This is a genomic window from Streptomyces sp. NPDC002328 (assembly GCF_042890065.1).
GTDB lineage: Bacteria > Actinomycetota > Actinomycetes > Streptomycetales > Streptomycetaceae > Streptomyces.
In genome coordinates, this window is sequence record NZ_JBIARQ010000005.1 from 127,264 (window position 1) to 149,339 (window position 22,076).

Consider the following 22,076-nt stretch of genomic DNA (forward strand, 5'->3'; position numbering starts at 1 on the left):
GGCGGGCCGACATGACGCACATCCCCCCACTCCGCAGCCGAGCCAGACGCCGAACGAGACGCTGGACGAGCCTCGCCGGACTCACCGCCGGATCACTGCTCCTCGGTCTCGCAGGAACGGCAACTCCCGTACAGGCGGCCGAAGTCGCGGACATCACCGACGGGCTGGCCCTGCGGTACAAGCTGGACGGCCCGTCGGGCACGGTCGACTCCTCCGGGCACGGCCGCGACGGCACGGTCCAGGGAACCGCCGACTGGTCCACCCCCGGCCAGGGCCTCGCCTTCAACGGCACCGACACCTACGTCAAGGCCCCGAACGACGTCATGAAGGGCATGAGCGCGATCACCGTCTCCACGGACGTGCTGATCGACGCCACGCAGAGCACCCCGTACTTCCTCTACGGCTTCGGCAACACCAGCGGCGGCACCGGCAACGGCTACCTGTTCACCACCGGCAACTCCTTCCGCACCTCGATCGCCACCGGCAACTGGTCGACCGAGCAGACCACCAAGCCCGCCGACTCCCGCAACCTCACCCGCTCGGTGTGGAAGCACATCGCCTACACCCAGACCGGCACCACCGGCATCCTGTACGAGGACGGCGTCGAGGTCGCCCGCAACACCTCGGTCACCGCCACCCCGGGCGCCATCGGCTCCGGCACGACCACCGCCAACTACATAGGCAAGTCGGTCTATTCGAGCGACAAGCTGTTCAAGGGGCGGATGCGCGACTTCCGCGTCTACGACCGCGCCCTGGCCGCCGCCGAGGTGGAGCAGCTGTCCCTGCCCGTCGCCACGCAGGGCGTCGCCGACGACAAGGCGGCCCTGGACCTCGGCGACACCAGCGCCGTCATCGCCGACCTCGCCCTGCCGAGGACCGGCCCGGCGGGCGGCTCGGCGATCAGCTGGGCCAGCGACGCGCCGGACGTGGTGTCGGCCGCCGGCAAGGTGACCCGCCCCGCCGCCGGCGAGCCGGACGGCCGCGCCACGCTCACCGCGACCCTGAAGAAGGGCACGGTCACCGCCATCAGGTCCTTCGACGTCACGGTCCTCGCCGCGTTCGACGACGCCACCTCCGCCCGGCAGGCCGCCGAGGCGCTGACCGTGCGCAACCTGGACGACGCGCGCGGCAACCTCACTCTCCCCACGGCCGGTTCCTACGGCACCGCCGTCGCCTGGTCCTCCGCGCGGCCGGACGTCGTCGCCGCCGACGGGATCGTCCACCGGCCCGCGCACGGCGCCGGCGCGACCTCCGTCGAACTGACCGCGACCGTCACCAAGGGCGCGGCGAAGGCGACCCGCGTGTTCACCGCGAAGGTCCCCGAACTCCCGGCGTCCGCCGCCCTCAAGGGCTATCTCTTCAGCTACTTCACCGGCGAGGGCACCTCGGACGGCGAACAGCTCTACTTCGCCCTCAGCAAGGGCGACGACCCGCTGAAGTGGCGGGAGTTGAACGACGGGCAGCCCGTGCTGACCTCGTCCCTCGGCGAGCAGGGCCTGCGCGACCCGTTCATCATCCGCTCCCCCGAGGGCGACAAGTTCTACCAGATCGCCACCGACCTCAGGATCTACGGCAACGGCGACTGGGACGCCGCCCAGCGCACCGGCAGCAAGTCCATCATGGTGTGGGAGTCCACCGACCTCGTCCACTGGACGAACCAGCGCCTGGTGAAGGTCTCCCCCGACAGCGCCGGCAACACCTGGGCGCCGGAGGCGTTCTACGACGCCGCGCGCGGCGAGTACGTGGTCTTCTGGGCGTCGAAGCTGTACGACAACGAGGCGCACAGCGGCGACACGTACAACCGGATGATGTACGCGACGACGCGTGACTTCTACACGTTCAGCGAGCCCAGGGTGTGGATCGACCGCGGCTACTCGGTCATCGACTCCACGGTGATCCGGCACGACGACACCTACTACCGGCTCTCCAAGGACGAGCGGAACAACAGCTCCTCCACGCCGAACAGCAAGTTCATCTTCGAGGAGAAGAGCGACTCCCTCCTCGACCTGTCCTGGGACCCGGTCGCCGAGGGCATCGGCAAGGGCGCGATGAGCGCCGCCGAGGGGCCGCTCGCGTTCAAGTCCAACACCGAGGAGAAGTGGTACGCCTTCCTCGACGAGTTCGGCGGGCGCGGGTACATCCCCTTCGAGACGACCGACCTCGACTCCGGCGTCTGGACCCCGTCCACCGGCTACGACCTGCCCGCCAGGCCCCGGCACGGCACCGTCCTGCCGGTCACGCAGGCCGAGTACGACCGGCTGCTGCGCGCCTACCAGCCCGACCAGCTCGTGACGGACGTCGAGGACGTCACCGTCGAGACGCGCGTCGGCCAGGCCCCGGTACTGCCCGCGACCGTGATCGCCGAGTACGCCGACGGCGTGCGCCGTCCCGTCGCGGTCACCTGGGACGAGGTGCCCGCCTCCGCGTACGCCCAGGCCGGTTCCTTCACCGTGGCCGGCGCTCTCTCGGACGGGTCCGCCACGGCCGTCCGCGCCCAGGTCACCGTCTCGACGGAGGGCCCGGACGTGCCCGCCGACCTGCTCCTGCACTACGGCTTCGACGAGACCTCCGGCAGCATCGCCCGTGACTCCAGCGGCCACGGCCTGCACGGCACCTATGTCCGCACGCCCGCCTTCGGCGCCGGCGTGCACGGCGGCTCGTTCAGCATGTCCGGCGACTCCGCCACCTCCCCGTACGTGAAGATCCCGAACGGTGTGCTGAAGGGCGTCGACAGCGTCACCGTGTCGACGTACGCCAAGTGGAAGGGCGGCAGCAGCTTCCAGTGGCTGTTCGGCCTCGGCCCTGACAGCGACAAGTACCTCTTCGCCACCCCCTCCAACGGCGGATCCAGCCTCTACTCGGCCATCACCAAGGCGAGTTGGTCGGCGGAGTCCAAGCTGACGGCAGGCTCCCCGCTCACGCCCGGCCAGTGGCGGCACGTGACGGTCACCCTCGACGGCGCGACCGGGACGATGGTCCTCTACGTCGACGGCGTCGAGGCGGCCCGCGCGACGACCGGCGTCAAGCCGTCCGAACTGTACGACTCGGCCAAGGACTACAGCGGCTACATCGGCAGGTCCCTGTACGCGGCCGACCCGTACTTCGGCGGCGAGGTCGACGACTTCCGCGTCTACGGCCGGGCGCTGTCGGCCGCGGAGGTCATGGAGCTCAGCGGCAACACCGCGGGCATCGCGAAGGCGACGCACCCCTCGCTGAAGGTCGACGCGATCGTCGACGACGCGCACAGCCGGATCACCCTGCCGATGAAGGAGGGGACCGATCTCACCGCGCTGGCACCGCAGTTCACACTCGCCCGCGGCGCGGCCGTCAGCCCGGCCTCGGGCAGCGTCCAGGACTTCAGCAAGCCGGTGACGTACGAGGTGACCGGCTCCGACGGCGTCAAGCGCACCTGGACGGTGTCGGCGCTCGTCATGAAGAGCCCGGTGCTGCCGGGGCTGACCGCCGACCCCAACATCGTCCGCTTCGGCGACACCTTCTACCTCTACCCGACCACCGACGGCTTCGAGGGCTGGAGCGGCACGCAGTTCAAGGCGTACTCCTCCACCGACCTGGTCCACTGGAAGGACCACGGCGTCATCCTCGACCTGGGCCCCGACGTGTCCTGGGCGGACAGCAGGGCCTGGGCGCCGACGATGGCGGAGAAGGACGGCAAGTACTACTTCTACTTCTCCGCCGACGCGAACATCGGCGTCGCCGTGTCGGACTCGCCCACCGGACCCTTCAAGGACGCGCTCGGTAAACCGCTCCTGAAGGCGGGCCAGTTGAGCGGCCAGATGATCGACCCGGCGGTCTTCACCGACGACGACGGCCAGTCGTACCTGTACTTCGGCAACGGGCGCGGATACGTCGTCCCGCTCAACGCGGACATGACCTCCTTCGACGCCTCGAAGATCAAGGACATCACCCCGAGCGGCTACAACGAGGGCTCCTTCGTCGTGAAGCGCGAGGGCGTCTACTACTTCATGTGGTCGGAGAACGACACCCGGGACGAGAACTACCGCGTCGCCTACGCGACCGGCCCCTCCCCCACCGGCCCGTGGACCAAGCGGGGCGTGATCCTGGAGAAGGACCTCTCCCTGGGCGTCAAGGGCCCCGGCCACCACTCGGTGACGCAGGTGCCCGGCACCGACGACTGGTACATCGCCTACCACCGCTTCGCCATCCCCGGCGGTGACGGCACCCACCGCGAAACCACCGTGGACAGGCTGGAGTTCGACGCGAACGGGCTGATCAAGAAGGTCGTGCCCACGCTGACGGGCGTCGACCCGGTGAGCATCGCCCACGCCGGACCGGACGCGACCGGGACGGAGGGCGCGGCGATCGCGCTCACCGGCACGGTCTCCGGGGCCGGTCCCGCGAAGTGGACCGTCCAGGCCGGCGCGCCCTGCGCCGTCGCCGACCCCGCCGCCGCCCGGACCACGCTCACCTGCACCGACGACGGCGCCTACCGGGTCACCCTGACCGCGGGCCGCAGCAGCGACACGGCGACCGTCACCGTGAGCAACGCGGCCCCGGCGATCACCGCCGCCTCGGCCGCCAGGACCGCGCTGCCGGTCCGCCAACAGGCCGTCGTCACCGCCGCGTTCACCGATGCCGGCGCCTCCGACACCCACACCTGCACGGTCGACTGGAAGGACGGCACGAAGCCGGCCGCCGGCAAGGTCACCGCGACCGGCTGCCGCGCCGAGCACACCTACACCCGGCCGGGCATCCACCGCCCCGTCGTCACCGTGACGGACGACGAGGGAGCAGCGGCCGGCACGACGCTCCCCGAGCTGATCGTGTACGACCGCGCCGCGGGCCCCGTGGTCGGCGCGGGCCTGCTCGACTCCCCGGCCGGCGCGTACCCGGCGAAGCCGGCGCTGACGGGCAAGGCGTTCTTCTCCCTCGCCGCCGGCTACCTCCCGACCGCCACCGCCCCGGCCGGAGGCCTCACCTTCGACCTCGCCCCGGCCCGCCTGTCGTTCCACTCGACAGACCTGGACTGGCTCGTCGTCACCGGCCCCCGAGCCGTCCTCCAGGGCTCCGGCACGCTCAACGGCGCAAAGGGCTACGCCTTCCGCGTCACCGCCACGGACACCCCGTCCACCTTCGCCCTCCACATCTGGAAGAAGTCCACAGGCGAAACGGTCTACAACAACACCCCCGGCACCAAACCCCAGGGCATCCTGACCATCGGCCTGCCGCACCGGTAGGCCTTCACCTCGACTCCTCCTCCCCACGGCGGAAGTCGAGAAGTTACGCTCATGGGCCCCCTGCCACCGCGGCAGGGGGCCCGTTCGCCGTGACGGGGATCCGCACAGGGGGGCCGGAGCATTCCCACACCGGAAGACATCTGGGACGAAGCCGATCTGGCCACGCGCCGTCTGGCCGGCCTCGCGCTCAATCCGTCCACTCCCCAGGACGTGCTGCTGCGGCTGCTGGCGGACGCTCCGCTCGCCGTGCGCATGGTCCTGTGCCGGGACCGGGACCTGCCCGAGGCGGTCGTCACGGCGGTGGTCGCACACCCCGACCGCCACACCCGCAGCTTCCTCGCCCGCAACCCCCATGTCGAACCGGTGCAGCGGGCGCGGCTGGTGGACGACCCCGAGTGGTTCGTCCGCGCCCACCTCGCCGACGGACCCCGGCCCACCGGGTCCGCTCCGCCCCTGCCCGACGACACCGTCGTCCACATGATGGAGACCTACGGCAACGAAGAGCTGGGCGGGCCCTTCTACCAGCAGTTCTCGAGGGATCTGCGCCGTGCCCTGCCCACGCACCCGGTCGCGAAGGCGCGGGCCTGGGGCTTCGACGGGTGGGCGTCGCTGCCCGCCGGGATCCGGGCGGCGCTGCTGGAGGATCCCGACGACGAGGTACGGGAGAGAGCGCGCAGGCACGCGCGCAACGAGGATCCTGCGTGGGTGGAGTCCGCGCTCCCCGCCCACTCGTGCCACGCCCGCAACCACACTCTCATGAACCTCCCCCTCAGCCGGGCCGTCGTGGACGGGGTCCTCGCCCGTCCCGCCGGACCCGACGAGAAGTCGATGATCGCGGGCAACACGAGCCTCCCCGCCGATGTGGTGGTCCTGCTGGCCGCCGATCCGGACGCGGAGGTGCGGGAGGAGATCGCGGGCCGCGCGGACCTCGCGCCCGCCGAGCTCCGCGCCCTCGCCGAGGACCCCGACCCGAAAGTGCGGCTGGCCGTCTCCGTCCATCCGGCCTGGACCGAGGAGGAACGGGCCGGCATCGACTACGAGGTCCGGGTGGACGGGCCCTTCTACTACTGGCCCGCGCCCCTGACCCCCGCGGACCCCGAAGCCGCTCGCCGGAACGCGCTCTCCGGTCATCCGCTGTTGCGCAGGCGTGCGGCGAGCGTGCACACCCTGCCGGCGGATCTGATGCGGCGCCTCGCCGCCGACGACGACCTGGGGGTGCGCGTCCTGCTGGCCCAGCACCATCCCGACGCTCCGGCGGAGCTGATGCTGCGCTGCTTCCTCGAGTACACCGGCCCCGGCCGCGCCGACCTCGTCGCCCGGCCGGACTTCCCGACCGACGGTCTGGCCGTCCACGCCGTCGACGAGGATCCCGAGGTCCGCGTCCTCGCGGCCCGCGATCCTCGGCTCGCCCCCGATGCCGCTGATCGGCTCACCAGGGATCCGGACCCTGTCGTGCGGGCGGCCGGCGCACGGCATCCGAAGCTGCCGGCGGCGAGGCTCGCGGAGCTTCTCGACGACGAGGAGCTCGCTCATCACGCCGCCGCCAACCCGGCGTTGGGGGTGGGCGCGATCCGCCGGTTGGTGGGCGCCCTGGGTGTCAGGTGATCGTCAGCAGGGTCTCCAATGCGTTCGTGGTGGCGAGGTGCCGGGTGAGGAGGGCGGCTCCGGGGGCGGTGGGTTCCGGGGTGGGCCAGGTGGCTTCGTAGCCCAGGAGGTGCGTCACCGCGTCGCAGGTTTCGGGGTGTTCGGTGAGGAGTTTCAGGGTGTGGGTGGGGGCCTGCGCCGACTCGGGGTGGGGGGTCGGCTGGTGTTGGGGCAGGAGCCAGGGTGGGGTCCAGGCGTCCAGGTCGGGGAGGCGGGGTGGGAAGAGGCGGCCGGCCTCGCGGATCAGGAGGGGGGCCAGTTCGGCGCCGCCTGTGCGCAGGGTGGTGATGAGGGTGGGCAGCCAGGGCAGCAGGACCGGGTCGGGGAGGCGGGCGAAGGCGTTCGAGACGGCTTCCACGACGAAGTCGGCCAGCGCGGGCACCGGTTCCAGGGCCTGTACGAAGCCGCTGAGGTAGCGCGGGTAGGCGGACAGCGCCAGGGGGTTGGCCAGCAGGTCGTCGCAGCGGGAGCGCAGGGCCGCGCGGGACAGGGTGCCCAGGTGGGTCTGGGCCGCCCACAGCAGCGCCGTCCGGGCGGGCTCCTCGGGGTGGCACTGGGCCAGGGCCAGTTCGAGCTGGGCGCGGTCGCAGCCCAGGGAGAGGGCCAGCCCCTCCATGCCGAACAGGAAGCCCAGCATGGCCGCGACCTGGCGCACGGTGGCGTCCTCGTCGGTGAACGCCGTCGGCAGCAGGGTGCAGTAGTGGGCGTAGCCGGTCTTGACGAACGACTCGATCCAGGGCGGCAGGACGGGCTCGCTGGTGCGGTAGTGGGCCAGCAGCCGGCGGATCCGGCGCAGCACCTCCGGCGCGCCGTCGACGCTGCGTTCCCCCGCCAGGACCTCCAGCGCACGGGTGCCCAGTTCGTCGGCGAGGCGGCGGCTGCGCAGGTAGAGGATGGCGTCCTCGACGGCCTCCAGCACCTGGGCCGCCGTGGCCTGCGGAGCGTACGCGACGCGCCGCAGCCGCTGCTCCAGGACCTGTTCGATGCTGACGCCCTCGTAGCCGAGTTCGATCAGGGCCCGCTGGTGGGTGCCGAGCGCCAGGTCCCAGGACTCCTGGATGGGGCGTTCGCCGAAGCCGCGGTCGCCCATGATCGGCCGGGCCGCGCCCTGGGGCAGCAGCCGGCGCAACATCCACAGCACGTCGGAGCAGCGCTCCAGCTCGGGCCGTGCGGCGATGTCGAGCAGGGCCCGCTGGACGCCCCGCTGCTGGAGCCGGAGGCCGAGCGGAGCGAGGCGGTCGTGGACGTCGCGGGCGAGGGGCGGCAGCGCGTCGTAGCCGACCTGGCCGGTCCGGTCGCCGCCCATCATGATCTCGACGAGCCGGCGCACGTCCCGCCGCCCGGGCACGGCGTCCTTCTCGATGCAGGTGACCGCCGCGTCCTGGAAGTCGTACGGGGTCGGCTTGACGCGGTCGCGCATGCCGGCCAGCAGGATCGACGTCTCGAAGACGGCGATGGCGTCGGCGGTGGAGGCGAGGTAGCCGTTGCGCCGGGCGGCCCGCACGATGTCCACGGACCAGCCGAGCAGTTCGGCCTCGTCGAGCGGGTCGAGGGCGGGCGGCCGCTGGAGGAAGCCGGTGAGCCGGTCCGCGGGGACGGCTGAGGCCGGAGCGGGGACGGGGGCGGTCAGCGCCTTGCGCGGTGCGGTGGTCTTCTTCGCGCCCGTCTGGCCTTGCAGCCGGTACGGGCGGACGCCGGTGCGCTTGAGGTTCTTCGCCCATTCCGTCGCGGCGATGGAGACCGAGCCGGCGGCCAGGCCGAACTGCGCCTCGATCGCCGCGTTGCTGGACGGGATGAGCCCGTGCCGCCACTTGGTGTCGGTGCGCGGGGTGATGGTGAAGGCGTCGTCGCCGTGGACGCCGAACTCGGCGACGCGGCTGGCCGCGTGGAACGCGCCGCACACGTAGAGGCAGTCGGCGGGGTCGGCGCCGGTCGCGGCGAGGTGTTCGCGCATCCGGGTCCACATGTACCGCTCGCGGTCCTCGTCGACCCGCACCCGCCGCGCGTCGCCCGGGGCGAGCCGCCGGAAGAGGCTGCCGATGAGCAGCATGACCTGCCGGTAGGTGTCGTGGTCGCCGTCGCCGAGGGGCACCTCGACGAACTGGTGCCACCACTCCGACCAGTGCCTCACCCGGCCGTGGCGCAGGAGGTGCTCCTCCAGTTCGGCGAAGCGGGGGCGCAGGTCGCCGATCTCGACGCCGACCGCGTCGCCGTGGAGGGCGGTGTCCTGGTCGGCGGCCGGCGTGTCGGGGTGGGCTTCCTCGGCGGTCGGGTTCTCCCACTGGAAGACGTGGTCGGAGGAGCGGTCGACGAGGACGAGTTCCACGCCGGGGGTGTCGAGGGCGTAGGCGATCGCCTGGTATTCGGCGGAGGCCTCGGTGACCGGGGCGACCACCGACAGCGGCGACCAGTCGGCGGGGAACCCCTCGATCTCGGTGGCGAAGGACTGGACGGCCACCGGGAGGCGGCAGTTGCGCAGTTCGGTGAGGAGCGGCGCCATGTCCTCGCACAGCTCCAGGTAGACCACCTTCGGCTGCTTCTCGCGCAGCCGGCGCGCCATGGCGAGCGCCGACGCGGGCGAGTGGTGGCAGACGGGGAAGATCTCCAGCGGTTCGCGCACGGCGCGCTCGACGTCGTCGACGATGCCCCGCAGGATGCCCTCCAGCGCGCCGGGCCCGTCGGCGAACGCGGTGGCGGCGTCGTGGAGTTGGCCGCGCAGCGCCTCGAAGGCGCCGCCGCTCGTGCCGCCGTTCACGACAGGGTCGCGATCGCGTCGCGGCCGCCCTCCAGGAACTCCGGCCAGGAGCCCCCCTCTTCCTTGCTGCGGGGTTCGACGACACCGTGCAGGTACTTGTTGAGGATGGCGAGGTCCTCGGGCTCACGCCGGGCCAGCGACCCGACGAGGGAGGAGGCGAGGGTGTGCGCGGTGAGGGCGCGCTCGCCGAAGAAGTTGCTGTGCAGGATCGCGTCCTCCAGGACGCCGATCTGTTCGGCCGTGGACAGCGCGGACTCCAGTTTCTCGTCGTCGCTGCCGGCCGCGGCGGCGGAGGCGCGCAGGTCGGCGAAGCTCTGGAGCAGCACGTCCAGCAGGGTGGGCGGCACGTCCAGCTCGATCTGGTGGCGGCGCAGGAGTTCCTCGGTGCGGAAGCGGACGATCTCCGCCTCGCTCTTCTTGTTCGTCACCACGGGGATGCGGACGAAGTTGAAGCGGCGCTTGAGCGCGGAGGAAAGGTCGTTGACGCCCCGGTCTCGGCTGTTGGCGGTGGCGATCACGGAGAAGCCGGGCTTGGCGAACACGATGTTGTCGCTGTCGCCGTCGCTGCCCAGTTCGGGGACGGAGATGTACTTCTCGGAGAGGATCGAGATGAGCGCGTCCTGGACGTCGCTGGTGGACCGGGTGAGCTCCTCGAAGCGGCCGATCGAGCCCGCCTCCATGGCGGTCATGATCGGCGAGGGGATCATCGACTCGCGGGACTGCCCCTTGGCGATCACCATGGACACGTTCCACGAGTACTTGATGTGGTCCTCGGTGGTGCCGGCCGTGCCCTGCACGACCAGGGTGGAGTTGCGGCAGATCGCGGCGGACAGCAGCTCGGCGAGCCAGCTCTTGCCGGTGCCGGGGTCGCCGATGAGCAGCAGGCCGCGGTCGGAGGCGAGGGTGACGATGGACCGCTCGACGAAGCTGCGGTCGCCGAACCACTTCTGCGCGATCTCCCGGTCCAGACCGTCGGCGCGCTCCGATCCGAGGATGAACAGCCGGACCATCTTGGGGGACAGACGCCAGGAGAACGGCTTGGGGCCGTCATCGATCGACTCCAGCCAGTCCAGTTCCTCGGCGTACTTGAGCTCGGCGGGGGCGCGCAACAGGTCGGACATCAACAGGCCTTTCAGGTAGAGGGGTTTCCGCTGAGGGGCGTCTCAGGTGAGGTGGTCTCAGGTGAGGAAGTTCTTGAGCTCATGCACGAGCTTGCGTATGTGACCGGAGATCACCGGTGTGCCCTGGTCCTTGAAGCGTTCGCGGAACCACGGGTTGACGCTGCCGCGCCCTGAGCTGGTGACCGATCCGACGGGGATGAACTTGACCCCGGAGCGGTGCAGGGCGGACATGCTCTCGAACAGCGGCTCGCTCTGCCATTCGTAGAAGTCGGAGATCCACACCACGACGGTGTTGCGCGGTTCGGCGATCTTCGGCTGGGCCAGGTTCATGGCGACCGTGCCGTCGGTTCCCCCGCCGAGCTGGGTGCGCAGCAGCGTCTCGAACGGGTCGTGCACCCACGGGGTGAGGTCGAGGGCCCGGGTGTCGTACGCGATGAGGTGGACGTCCACCTTCGGCAGCCCGGCGAAGATCGAGGCGAGGATGGTGCAGTTGACCATGGAGTCGACCATCGAGCCGGACTGGTCGACGACCACGATCAGCCGCTGCGGTGTCGTCTTGCGGGCGGTGTGCCGGTAGTAGAGGCGGTCGACGTAGAGCCGTTCCTCCTCCGGGCTGTAGTTGGTGAGGTTCTTCCAGATCGTGCGGTCGAGGTCCAGGTTGCGGAAGACCCGCTTGGGCGGGATCGAGCGGTCGATGGAGCCTACGGTGGCCTTCTCGACCTGGGTGCGCAGCACTTGGGCGACCTCGTCGACGAAGCGGCGGATGAGCGCCTTGGCGTTGGCGAGGGCGACGCCGGACAAGTTGTTCTTGTCGCGCAGGAGTTGCTCGATCAGCGACATGCTCGGGGTGAGCCGGGCGGCGAGCGCGGGGTCGGCCAGCACCTCGCGCAGCCGCATGCGCTTGACGAGATCGGCTTCCAGGGCGCCGAGTTCGGGTCCGATCTGCGGGATCAGCGTGCTGAGGTCGGGCGTGGTGGTGTGGCGGCCGGAGGCGTGGTCCCCAGGGGCGCGGTTGCCGGAGGTGCGTCCGCCGCGCAGGTCGCCGGGCGTGCAGCCGAGGGCGCGCTCCAGCCAGCCGGCGTCGGACTGCCAGCGCGACAGCTGTCCGGCGCTGACGGGTCCGCTGCCGGTGGCGAAAACGTTGAGCAGCACCTTGGAGACCAGGGCCGCGCGCCGCACCTCGGCGGGCCGGTCGCGTCCCCCGTCCGGGGCCTCGTCCTCGCCGCCGTCCGTGCTGTCGCCGTGTTCGGGGACCATCAACCCGTCGAAGTCGGCGGCCAGTTCGGGGTGGCGCTGCACGATCGAGTCGACGGAGGCCTGCGGGTCCAGCAGCGCGGCCGGCAGGCCGAGGTCCTCGACGACGGCGAGGCTCGCGGACTCCAGCGCCGCCTGCTCCTCGGGGTCGAAGAGCCGGGCGAGCAGCCGCCAGTAGAGGACCTGACGCCGGTTGTCGTGCGGGGCCGCCGCGCGGGGGTCCCCGTGCTCTTCGGTGGGCTCGGTCGCCAGTTCCTTGGCGGGCTCGATCGCCAGTTCCTTGGCGGGCTCGGTCGCCTGTCCCCTGACCGCCTCGGTCGCCTCTTCGTTCATGGGCTCGGTCATTTCCGCAGCAGCCTTCCCGCCCGTTCCCGCAGCACGGTCACGGCGTCCGTCGCGGCCTTCTCCGCCCTGACGCCGGCCTTGTCGGCGGTGCCGCCGGCCCAGGCGCCGGCCTGGACGGCGACCGTCTTCTTGCGCACGGTCGTCTCGACGGCGAGCGGCTGCACGCGGAACGTCCCGTCGTCCCAGCGGAGCAGGCCGAAGCAGGCGCCGGAGGCCGCGACGGCCTCGGGGGTGAGCGGTCCTGCGGCCGGGATGCGGTCGGTGTCGACGGTCAGGGGCCGCCCGGCGACGGTGAAGGTGAGCGCGTCGCCGTCCTGCCGGACGCCGTAGCCCTCCAGGAAGACGGGTTCGGCCAGGCGCGCGGGGTGCCGGTCCAGGGGCGGGGTCGGCGGGGCGGTCGCGGCCGGCAGGGCGACGCGGGCGGTGGCGAACGCTTCGGCGGGTTCACCCGGGCGGGCCCGCTCCTCGTCCCAGATCAGGTCGCCGCCGTCGGTGAGGGGCATGTCGGTGAGGTCCATGGCCCGGCCTTCGCCGAGGGCCGTCAGCAGGGACAGGTGCGGGCGCAGGAGCTGCCAGACGCCGGCCGCGACGATCGTGTCCGGCTTCGGCGCGGACACGCTCGCACGGACCAAGCGGGGCGGGCCGCCGTCCGCCGGCTCGAACACCGCGTACACCTGGGCCTGTGCGGCGGTGGCGTGTTCGTGCAGGTCGACGCCGAGCGGCAGCAGTCGGCCGGTGGCGGCGACGACGGCCGTGGGCTCGGCCGCGCCGGGCCGGGTGAGCAGCAGGGCGCGCGCCCACAGGTCGCCCCAGCGGCGCGCCGGGAACCGCTCCAAGGCAGTGCCGGGGCAGGAGGCGGCGAGTTCGGCGGCGAAGCCGTCGAGCAGGGTGGCGAGGCGGCGCAGGGCCGGGTCGGGGAGCATCGCGGAGACGATCGGGGCGGCTGCGCCGGCGAGTTCGTGGTCGATGCCCTGCCAGCCGGTGCGCGCGAGGTCGGCGAGCCAGGTGCGGGCGGCCAGCAGCAGGTTGACCGTGTCCCGTTCGCCGGGTTCGACGGCGGCGGCTTCGCCGCGGGGGCGGCCGGTCACCTCGTCGAGGCGGGCCGTGAGCGCGTCGTGGGCGGCGCCGAGCAGGGCGGTGCGGGCGGCGGCCAGGGCCAGGAAGTGGTCCTCGCTCGCGGCGCCGGCGGCGGCCTTCTCCGCCGCTTCGGCGACCCGGCCGGCCAGGGGCGTGCCCGCCACGGCGCGGGCCAGTTCCACCAGGTCGGCTGCGCGTTCCGGGCGGGGGCGCAGCAGGCCCCCGACGAGGGCGCGGTCGAGGGCGTCGACCGCCGCGAGTGCCTCGTCCAGGCCGTAGACGGGCTCGGCGAGGTACTCCGTTTCCTCTCCCGCGTCCTCCGCCGCGCTCGCGTCGACGTCACGCGGGGGCGTGGCCGTCGTCGTCGCCCTGGTCGGCGGGAACCACTGCATCTCCGGCAACGGGGCCGTGGTGGGCGCGAGTTCGAGGTAGGCGAGGTGGCGCAGGAACCGGCTGAAGACGGGGGCCGCCATCGTCTTCCCGTCGGCCTGTGCGGGGCCGGCGCCGGTCATGGAGGAGGTGAGGGCCGCCGCGTCGGTCTCCTCGTCGACCGGCTCGACGCGCAGGTAGCGGGCGACGCGCTGGACGCCGTACTGGAGGACCGCCTCGGTGATCAGGGCGCGGATGTGGTTGCAGAACGAGCCGCGCGCGCCCCCGCAGGGGCGGTTGTTGTTGGTGCTGCACGCGAACGCGTAACTGCCGGCGGCGACCGACGAGACGTACACGCGCTCGATGTCCGAGCCGCTGGAGACCACGCCCTGGAGGCGTCCGTCCGCCAGTTCGACGAAGGGGACCTTGGCGAGTTTGCGCGGGTGTGCCGGCGGCACCACCCGGGCCGTGCTCGACTTCTCCCAGTCCGACAACGCACCATCTCCTTTGCAGCGCACAGCGGTGTCACGCCGTGTCGGCGCAGCACAGGGGGACTGTCACGCCCGACTCGGCGCGACAAGAACGAAACTACCGGCGACCACTGACAACGCCCTCGGGACGGCCGTCGGAGCGTCCGCCGGGGGCTGCCGGACGCCGCTCCTTCTCCCGCGGCGGTCGCCGGGAGGGCCCTAGAATTCAGATGATCATGCTCGGGGGCGTGGAGGGAGCGTGACGATCAGAAGGGGCGGGGTTGAGCGGGGAGCGGGCGGGGTTTAGCGGGGAGCGCGCGGGATCGAAGGGGGAGCGCGCGGGCGCGAGCGGGGAGCGCGCGGCGTTCGGGGCGTTGTTGCGGGAGTTGCGGCTGGCCGCGTCGCAGACCATCGAGGGTCTTGCGGAGGCGTCGGGCGTGAGCGTGCGCGGGATCGGGGATCTCGAGCGGGGGCGGCGGGCGGCTCCGCAGCGACGGACGGTCGCCGCGCTGGCCGACGGACTGGGCCTGGACGAGGCGCTCCGGGAGCGGCTCCTTTCGGCCGCGCGGGCCGGCCGCACCGCCGGGTACAGCCCGGTCGGCGTGCGGGCCTTCCCGCGCGGCATCGACGATTTCGTGGGCCGGGAAAGGGAGTTGGGACGACTGTCCGTCCTCGCCGGCGGCGAGGGGAACGACCGGCCGCCGGTGGTGGCCGTCTCCGGACCGCCGGGCACGGGCAAGACGACGCTCGCGCTGCACGCCGCGCGGGACCTCGCCGACCGTTTCCCCGACGGCCAGTTGATCCTGGACCTGCGGGGCACGGACGACGATCCGCCCGGCCCGGCCGAGCTGGTCCTCGGCGTGCTCAAGGCCCTCCAAGTCGCCGACCGAGACCTCGTGAAGGCCGGACCGCAGGGTCATGTGGCCCTGTATCGGCAGTTGTTGGCGGAGCGGCGCTGTCTGCTCGTGCTGGACGACGCCCGGGACGAGGGGCAGGTGCGGCCGCTGCTGCCGGCGGCCGGTGCGGGCATGGTGGTGGTGACGAGCCGGCGGATGCTGACCGGTCTGGAGAGCGTGCACCGGCTGCCGTTGGGCGAGCTGAGCCCGCGGGAGGCCGCCGCGTTCCTGACCGTCCTCGTCGGCGCGGAGCGCGCCGAGGCGGATCCGGCCGCCCTCGCCGAGGTCGCCGAACGCTGCGGGCATCTTCCGCTGGCCCTGCGGGTGGCGGGCAACTGGCTGGCCACGCGCACCGGTTGGACGGTCCGGCGGCTGGCGGACCGTCTCGCCGCGGACGACCGGCGGCTGGACGCGCTGGCCGCCGGCGACGTCCGGGTGGACGCCGCCTTCGACCTGTCGTACCGCCAGCTCACTCCGTCGGCCGCCCGGCTGTTCCGGCGGCTGGCGCTGGTGCCGGGCCCGGACGTCGGCGCCGTCGGCGCGGCGGCGCTGACCGGGCAGCAGGTGTTCGACGCCGAGGACACCCTGGAGGAACTGGTCGAGACGGGGCTGCTGGGCACGGACGGCGACCGCTACCGGCTCCACGACCTGCTGCGCCTGTACGCGCGCGCCCGGCTGGAGGCCGAGGAGAGCGCCGTCGACGCCGGAGAGGCGCGTGCCGCCCTGTACCGGTGGCTGCTGGAGACGGCGGTGGTCGCGGGCCGCTGGTTCGAGCCGGACCACGGTGCTCCCCCGGCCGGCTGGCGGAGCGCCGTCGACCTGTCGAGCGCCGACCTGGCCCGCCGGTGGCTCCAGGCGGAGGGCGCGAACTGGCTGGCGGCGTTGCGCGCGTGCGCGACCGCCGGGGAGCACGCCACCGTGGTGGAGGTGGCCGAGGCGCTGCACTGGTTCTCCGACCAGTGGATCTTCTGGGGGCACTGGCCCGAGGTGTTCGGCGACGCCGCCCGCAGCGCGCGTGCGCTGGCCGATCCGGTCCTGGTGGCGACGCAGGTCAACTATCACGCGTGGGCGCTGCTCGTGTGCGAGGGCCGCCAACGGGACAGTCTGACGGCCTCCGCCGAGGCGCTCGCCGTCGCTCGGAGCGCCGCGCACACCCGGCAGGAGGCATGGGCCCATCTCTACCGGGGCTGGGCGTTCCGGCAGTTGGAGGATCTCACCCCGGCCGCGGACCATCTCCACCGCGCGGCGCTGCTGTTCGAGGCCGACGGCGACCAGCACGGCAGTATCCAGGCCCAGTTGGGGCACGCGATGATCCTGCGGGACCAGGATCTGAACGAGGAGGCCATCGCCGCCTATGAACGGGTGCTGGGCTTCCTTGAGCGGGCCGGCGAGCGGCTGGAACCGCACATCGCCGACGTCGCCCGGATCTCGCTGCTCGCGGGGATGGGCGGCAGCCATGCCGCGCTGGGCCAGTGGACCCAGGCCGTCGAGTATCTGAGCACCGCCGTGGCGATCTGCCGGGAGAACGGCAACGTGGCCCTGGAGAGCCGTCAACTCGCGAATCTGGGCAAGGCGTTGCTGTCCGCGGGGCGTCCGGACGAGGCCCGTGAGGCCTTCGCCCGTTGCATCTCCCTGGGCCCTGACGCCGACCCGAAGCCCGTCGCGGAGTCCCGCACCCGGTTGGCCCGCCTCGCGTCGCCCGCCGCCGAGGGGACGGCGGAGGCGGCAGGGGCGGACCCGGCCTGAAGGACCGACGCCGCTCGACACCGGCCGACGCTGCTCGGCTGCTCGGCTGCTCGGCACAGGCTGACTGCTCGACACCGGCCGTGCGGGACACCGCGGGGTGATCCGCCCGGTGCCGCGGCAGCCCTCTGGTCGCCGCCCTGCGCTCCGGGCCGACGCTCCTCCCGGCTCACGGCAGCACGGCAGCACGCGGCCCGGCCGACCGCCTCCGGGCGACGCAGGCAGCGCCGGCCCTGGCGACCCCGATCAGATCCGGTCACCGCTCGCCGACGCCGACCGCCCCGCCGGGAACCGCCGACCACCCGTCACCCGACCCAACCCGACTCGACCGACGGGACGGTGACCAGCACCCGATCCCGGCCGACCGCCCATGCACGCCGGCCGACAGTGCACGTCGGCAGCCGACACACGTCAGCGCCCCGTCCATGTTCGACGGCCGGACCACATCCAGCGCCCAGTTCACCTCCAACAGCCGACCCACAACCAGCGGCCGACCCGCACCCCCACCGGCCGGCCGCCGCCCCTCCCCAACCCGACGCCCCCTGACACCCCACGCGTTCGCCGACGCCCCCGACCTCCCGCCCTCGTCCCCATGCCGCCGCAGCGCGGGGAAGGAGGCGGGAGGAGTGAGGGGGTCGCCGAGCAGGTGGGATTCCCTCGTCGTGGTGTCATCCTCGGCCCGTCCGCTCCCCCGCGTCTTGTCCTGGAGCGCACCGAGCTGTTCCCACAGCGCACCGCGCCCGCGCGGGTCCGCCGTCGCGCGGATTCTGCCTGGTTCCTGCCTGGAGGCAGGTGTGCGCCGCTGCTTGGCTGAAGGCGGCGGGGAGACCGGGCGGCAGCGTCGCCGCCCACCCCCGGCGATCGGCTGCGGCGGGCCCACCCGGCCCGCGCACGGCCCGGCGCCACCCGCAGCGCCATGGATCGGAGGTCTCCGCCGGTACCGCACAGGGTGGAGAGGAGAACCGGGTGAACCTGGTGCTGACGACGGCTTCGGTCCCCGACGAGGACAAGCTCGCCTACTGGCGCGACGCGCTCAGCCGGGCGCTGGTGCCGATGACGGTGACCGCGCGCGACGACGGCCCGTTCTCCGGCCGGATCTCCACGGCCCGCCTGGGCCACCTGAGGGTCTCCTCCCTGGACGCCGACCCGCAGCGCGCCACCCGCACGCACCGGCACATCTCCCGGGCCGAGGCGGACTACGTGGCGGTCGGCGTCCTGACGGCGGGGAGGGCGACGCTGGTCCAGGACGGCCGGCAGGCCGACGTAGGCGCCGGCGACCTCGTCGTCTACGACACGACGCGCCCGTACTCCCTCGACTGCCCGGAGCCCTTCTCCGCGCGGGTCGTCCACATGCCCCGACGGACCGTCGGGCTCACGGAGGAGGAGCTGCGGCAGGTCACCGGCAGCGCGATCGCCGCCACGGAGGGGTTGGGCGCGCTGCTGGTGTCGTTCCTGACCGCGCTGACCGCCTCCGTGCCCGCCTGTTCCCCGGCCGTCGCGGCGCGGCTGGCCGCGAGCGTCGTGGACCTGTTCGGCACGCTCGTGGACGTACGGACGCGCCAGGGCGCGGAGCGGGACGCCGGCACGCACGAGCACCTCGTCCAGCGGGTCCGCGCCCACATCGACCGCAATCTGCGGGACCCGGCGCTGTCCCCGCACACGGTCGCCGCCGCTCACCACATCTCCGTGCGCTATCTGCACCGGCTGTTCGAGGGCGAGGGGGAGGGCGTCACGGTCGCCCGGCTGATCCAGCAGCGCCGGCTGTCGGAGTGCGCCCGTGAGCTGGGCCGCCGTGACGCGTCGGCTCCGACGGTTTCGGCGGTGGCCCAGCGGTGGGGCTTCGCCAACCCCGCCCACTTCAGCCGCGTCTTCCGCGGCGCCTACGGCGTGTCGCCCCGCGAGTGGCGCGGGACGGACGGGAAGGACGGGAAGGGCGGCAGGGCCGGGAGGGCTGGCCAGGACGGACGCGGTGCGCGAGCCGCGAAGGGCGCTGCGACACCGACCGGTTGACGCCTCGCCACCCCCCGCTCAGCCACCGTCGACGGCCCGCTGCCCCGACCTCGACCCCACTCCCGCACCCGCCCCCGCACCCGACCGCAAGGCCCAGCCCCCGAGAACCGCCAGCCCGGCGATCGTCAGTCCGGCGACCACCGCACCGCCCGCCGCGAGAGCACCCTTGCGGGCGGACCACCGTGACAGCGCCGAACGGGCAACCGAACCGGGAAGCGGCAGCTGCTCCCCCCGCCAGGCCCCCACCGACAGGACGGACGCGGCGGAGCCCACCGACCCCACGGACAGCCAACTGCCGACCGAGCCGACGGACAGGGAGCTGCCGACGGACCCGACGGACAACGCGCTGCCCACCGAGCCGACCGACAGCGCGCTCCCCACGGACCCGACGGAGAGCACGCTGCCCACCGAGCCCACGGACAGGAAGGAGCCGACCGAGCCGAGCGAGAGCGCCGACGTGAGCGGGAGCGCCGAGGCCGTCGACCGGCACGCGCGCCCGGAGTCGTCGGCAGGAGTACGGATCGTCATGCGCCGATCCTCGCAGAGAGCCCGCCGTCAGGGGCCGAACCCGAACGTGCGCTAGGCCTTCTTCGGCCAGTCGCGGTACGGGATGCGGGCCAGTTCGTGGATCTCGCCGACGGTGCTCCACTCGTCGCGGCCGAGCCGGGCCAGCGGTCGCAGCCTGCGGATGTCGGGGTGGCCGTCGACGAGGACGTCCTCGTCGACGACGGCGTGGACGACCTGTCCGAGGACGAGCGTGGAGTTGCCGATGCCCAGGGTGGAGTGGAGCCGGCATTCCAGGGCGACCGGGGAGGCGGCCACGCGGGGCGGCCCGACCCGCAGGGAGGGCTCGCGTTCGATGCCGACGGCGTCGAACTCGTCCTCCTCGGCGGGGAAGTCGACCGCGCTGGCGTTGATCTGTTCGAACAGCGGCTCGGGGGCGAGGTTGACGACGAACTCGCCGGTGGCCTCGATGTTGCGCAGCGAGTCCTTGCGGCCGACGGAGGTGAACTGGACGATCGGCGGGTCGGTGCAGGCGACGGTGAAGAAGGAGTGCGGGGCGAGGTTGGCGGTGACGCCGTCGGCGGACAGGGTCGACACCCAGGCGATGGGCCGGGGCACGACGACGGCGGTGAGCAGCCGGTAGAAGGCTCGCGAGCCAAGGGCCTCGGGGTCGTGGTCGATGCGCATGTCATCCAGTTCTACCGGACGCCGGGGCGGACGCCGGAAGCGGCCCTGACCTCAGCGGACGCCGTTGCCGGGAGGTCCGCCCCGACTCAGCCGACGTCCCACAGGAAGCGGTGGGTGTGGATGGCGAAATAGGGGAAGGCCTGGACGGCGCCGACGCCGTCGGTCTGCCGGACGGTGTCGTTGACGAAGTCCAGCAGGTCCTTGGCGGTGGGGCTGACGACCTCGGCGAACAGGTCGAAGCCGCCGGAGGTGAGCACCGAGTAGACCACTTCGGGGTGGGCGGCCAGCGCGTCGGCGACGGGGCGCGGGTCGCCGTCGGCGGTGATGCCGAGGAGTGCCATGGCCTGGCCGCCCATGGCCATCGGGTCGGTGACGCCGACGACCTGGACGGCGCGTGAGTCCAGCAGCCGTTGCAGCCGCTGGCGGGCGGCGGAGGCGGACAGGCCGACCCGGGGGCCGAGGTCGGCGTACGCGATGCGTCCGTCGGTCTGGAGTTCGCGCAGGATGGCCCGGTCGATCTCGTCCACGCCCGTCTCCGTTTCCTGGTGTCAGCCGGCGAGTTCGGTCAGTGCCGCGGCGAACAGCTCGGTGTGCGCGTCCACGTCCCGCTCGGTGGTGTCGGGGCACATGAGGGCCATGTTGTGGAACGGGGTGAGCAGGATGCCCCGGTTGGCGAGGTAGAGGTGGAGGTAGTCCTCCAGCTCGGTGTCGCCGGCGGCCGCGGCCTCTGTGCCCGTGCGGGGCGCGGGGGCGGTGAAGCGGTACTCGGTGCGGGCGCCGAGGCGGCTGACGGACCAGGGCAGGCGGTGGGCGTCGATGCCCGCGCGCACGCCGGTCTCGAAGCGCTCGGCGAGGGTGTGCATGTGGGCGAACGCCTGGTCGGTCAGGACGAGTTCGAGGGTGGCCCGCATCGCGGCGACGGAGAGGGCGTTGCCGGCGAGGGTGCCGCCGACGCCGCCCATGTCGACGAGGTCGAGGTCGGCGCGGCCGAGCAGCCGGTCGGCGAGGTCGGCGGAGAGGCCGTAGGCGCCGGCCGGGATGCCTCCGCCGATGGCCTTGCCGATGGTCAGCACGTCGGGCTCCAGGTGCCAGGCGGCGGTGCAGCCGCCGGGGCCGGCGGAGAACGTGTGCGTCTCGTCGTTGATCAGGAGTACGCCGTGACGGCGGGTCAGCTCGCGGACGCCGGCGAGGTAGCCGGGTTCGGGCAGGACGATGCCGATGTTGGTGAGGGCGGGTTCCATGAGGACGGCGGCGACGTCGCCGTGGGCGAGTTCGCGTTCCAGGTGGTCCAGGTCGTTGAACTCGGCGACCCGGCTGGTGAGGGTGACGTCGCAGGGCGCGCCGACGTTGCCGGGCCGGGTGACGCCGTGGCCGTCGGGGCCGGTGACGATCAGGGACTCGTCGACGCTGCCGTGGTAGCAGTAGCTGTTGACCAGGATCTTCGGGCGGGCGGTGATCGCGCGGGCGAGGCGGATCGCCCAGCGGTTGGCGTCGGTGGCGGTCAGGGAGAAGCTCCAGCGGGGCAGTCCGAAGCGGCGGGTGAGCTCCGCGCCGACCCGTTCGGCGTCCTCGGTGGGCAGCATCGCGGTCGCGCCGCCGAGCGCGGCGAAGCGGTGCTGGACGGCGTCGGCGACGGCGGCGGGCGAGTGGCCGGCCATGGCCCCGGTGTCGCCGAGGCAGAAGTCGACGTACTCGTGTCCGTCGAGGTCCCGGACGCGCGCGCCGCGCGCCGAGTCCAGGTAGCGGGGGAACGCGCCGGCGGTCTTGTTCATCCAGGTCATCGGCACTCGGCCGAACAGGTGGTCGGCGTCGGCGTGGGCGGCGCGGGAGCGGGGGTTGCGGCGCTCGGCGTCCGCGGTCTCCTGGGCCAGCAGCTGACGCAGTCGGGCACGGTCCATGACACACCCCGGTTCGGACGGGCGGACGAATGCCCGAAATCTACGAGCGAAAGCGCGGGGTGCACAAGGTTCGGCGCTCGAATCGTT

General features: G+C 72.8%; 12 protein-coding genes and 1 pseudogene. 4 read left to right on the forward strand and 9 right to left on the reverse strand.

What is annotated here, in order from left to right:
- Window positions 1-11: 11 nt before the first annotated feature.
- Together ACFYX4_RS15595 and ACFYX4_RS15600 are read left to right on the forward strand one after the other, a co-directional pair.
- Window positions 12-5,216 (forward strand): family 43 glycosylhydrolase, encoded by a 5,205-nt coding sequence (locus tag ACFYX4_RS15595; protein ID WP_389332057.1) that lies wholly within the window; start codon window positions 12-14, stop codon window positions 5,214-5,216.
- A gap of 210 nt (window positions 5,217-5,426) precedes the next feature.
- Window positions 5,427-6,821 carry a hypothetical protein gene (locus ACFYX4_RS15600; RefSeq protein ID WP_389332060.1) on the forward strand — a complete coding sequence of 465 codons (1,395 nt, stop codon included), beginning with the start codon at window positions 5,427-5,429 and terminating at the stop codon, window positions 6,819-6,821.
- On the opposite strand, the gene ACFYX4_RS15605 is transcribed toward ACFYX4_RS15600, so the two are convergent.
- The 5 genes and pseudogenes from ACFYX4_RS15605 to ACFYX4_RS15625 form a co-directional block, all read right to left on the reverse strand.
- Window positions 6,814-9,615 (reverse strand): hypothetical protein, encoded by a 2,802-nt coding sequence (locus tag ACFYX4_RS15605; protein ID WP_389332063.1) that lies wholly within the window; start codon window positions 9,613-9,615, stop codon window positions 6,814-6,816. The genes ACFYX4_RS15600 and ACFYX4_RS15605 overlap by 8 nt on opposite strands.
- The gene (locus ACFYX4_RS15610; RefSeq protein WP_389332066.1) at window positions 9,612-10,736 is read right to left on the reverse strand and encodes an AAA family ATPase; all 1,125 of its coding nucleotides are present in this window, start codon (window positions 10,734-10,736) and stop codon (window positions 9,612-9,614) included. The genes ACFYX4_RS15605 and ACFYX4_RS15610 overlap by 4 nt, the downstream gene beginning before the upstream one ends.
- Before the next feature lie 57 nt (window positions 10,737-10,793).
- On the reverse strand, window positions 10,794-12,335 hold the full coding sequence (locus ACFYX4_RS15615) for a VWA domain-containing protein (protein ID WP_389332069.1): 1,542 nt from the start codon (window positions 12,333-12,335) through the stop codon (window positions 10,794-10,796).
- Window positions 12,332-13,684, reverse strand: a complete 1,353-nt coding sequence (locus ACFYX4_RS15620) for a hypothetical protein (RefSeq protein WP_389333006.1) — start codon at window positions 13,682-13,684, stop codon at window positions 12,332-12,334. Before ACFYX4_RS15620 ends, ACFYX4_RS15615 begins: the two co-directional genes overlap by 4 nt.
- Before the next feature lie 93 nt (window positions 13,685-13,777).
- Window positions 13,778-14,299: pseudogene (locus tag ACFYX4_RS15625) on the reverse strand (hypothetical protein); the annotation flags it as partial.
- A 233-nt stretch (window positions 14,300-14,532) separates the two neighbouring features.
- On the opposite strand from ACFYX4_RS15625, the gene ACFYX4_RS15630 reads away from it, so the two are divergent.
- Entirely contained in the window at window positions 14,533-16,893 is a 2,361-nt protein-coding gene (locus tag ACFYX4_RS15630) for an ATP-binding protein (protein ID WP_389332072.1), read from the forward strand.
- Window positions 16,894-17,856: 963 nt separating this feature from the next.
- Window positions 17,857-18,900, forward strand: a complete 1,044-nt coding sequence (locus ACFYX4_RS15635) for a helix-turn-helix domain-containing protein (RefSeq protein ID WP_389332075.1) — start codon at window positions 17,857-17,859, stop codon at window positions 18,898-18,900.
- 18 nt (window positions 18,901-18,918) lie between these two features.
- On the opposite strand, the gene ACFYX4_RS15640 is transcribed toward ACFYX4_RS15635, so the two are convergent.
- From ACFYX4_RS15640 to ACFYX4_RS15655, 4 genes are all read right to left on the reverse strand, one after another.
- The gene (locus ACFYX4_RS15640; RefSeq protein WP_389332078.1) at window positions 18,919-19,428 is read right to left on the reverse strand and encodes a hypothetical protein; all 510 of its coding nucleotides are present in this window, start codon (window positions 19,426-19,428) and stop codon (window positions 18,919-18,921) included.
- A 51-nt stretch (window positions 19,429-19,479) separates the two neighbouring features.
- The gene (locus ACFYX4_RS15645) at window positions 19,480-20,091 is read right to left on the reverse strand and encodes a flavin reductase family protein (RefSeq protein WP_389332081.1); all 612 of its coding nucleotides are present in this window, start codon (window positions 20,089-20,091) and stop codon (window positions 19,480-19,482) included.
- Between the two features lie 86 nt (window positions 20,092-20,177).
- Window positions 20,178-20,618 carry an Lrp/AsnC family transcriptional regulator gene (locus tag ACFYX4_RS15650; RefSeq protein ID WP_389332084.1) on the reverse strand — a complete coding sequence of 147 codons (441 nt, stop codon included), beginning with the start codon at window positions 20,616-20,618 and terminating at the stop codon, window positions 20,178-20,180.
- Between the two features lie 21 nt (window positions 20,619-20,639).
- Window positions 20,640-21,989: a transaminase gene (locus ACFYX4_RS15655; protein WP_389332087.1), complete on the reverse strand. Its 1,350-nt coding sequence runs from the start codon at window positions 21,987-21,989 to the stop codon at window positions 20,640-20,642.
- Window positions 21,990-22,076: the final 87 nt, after the last annotated feature.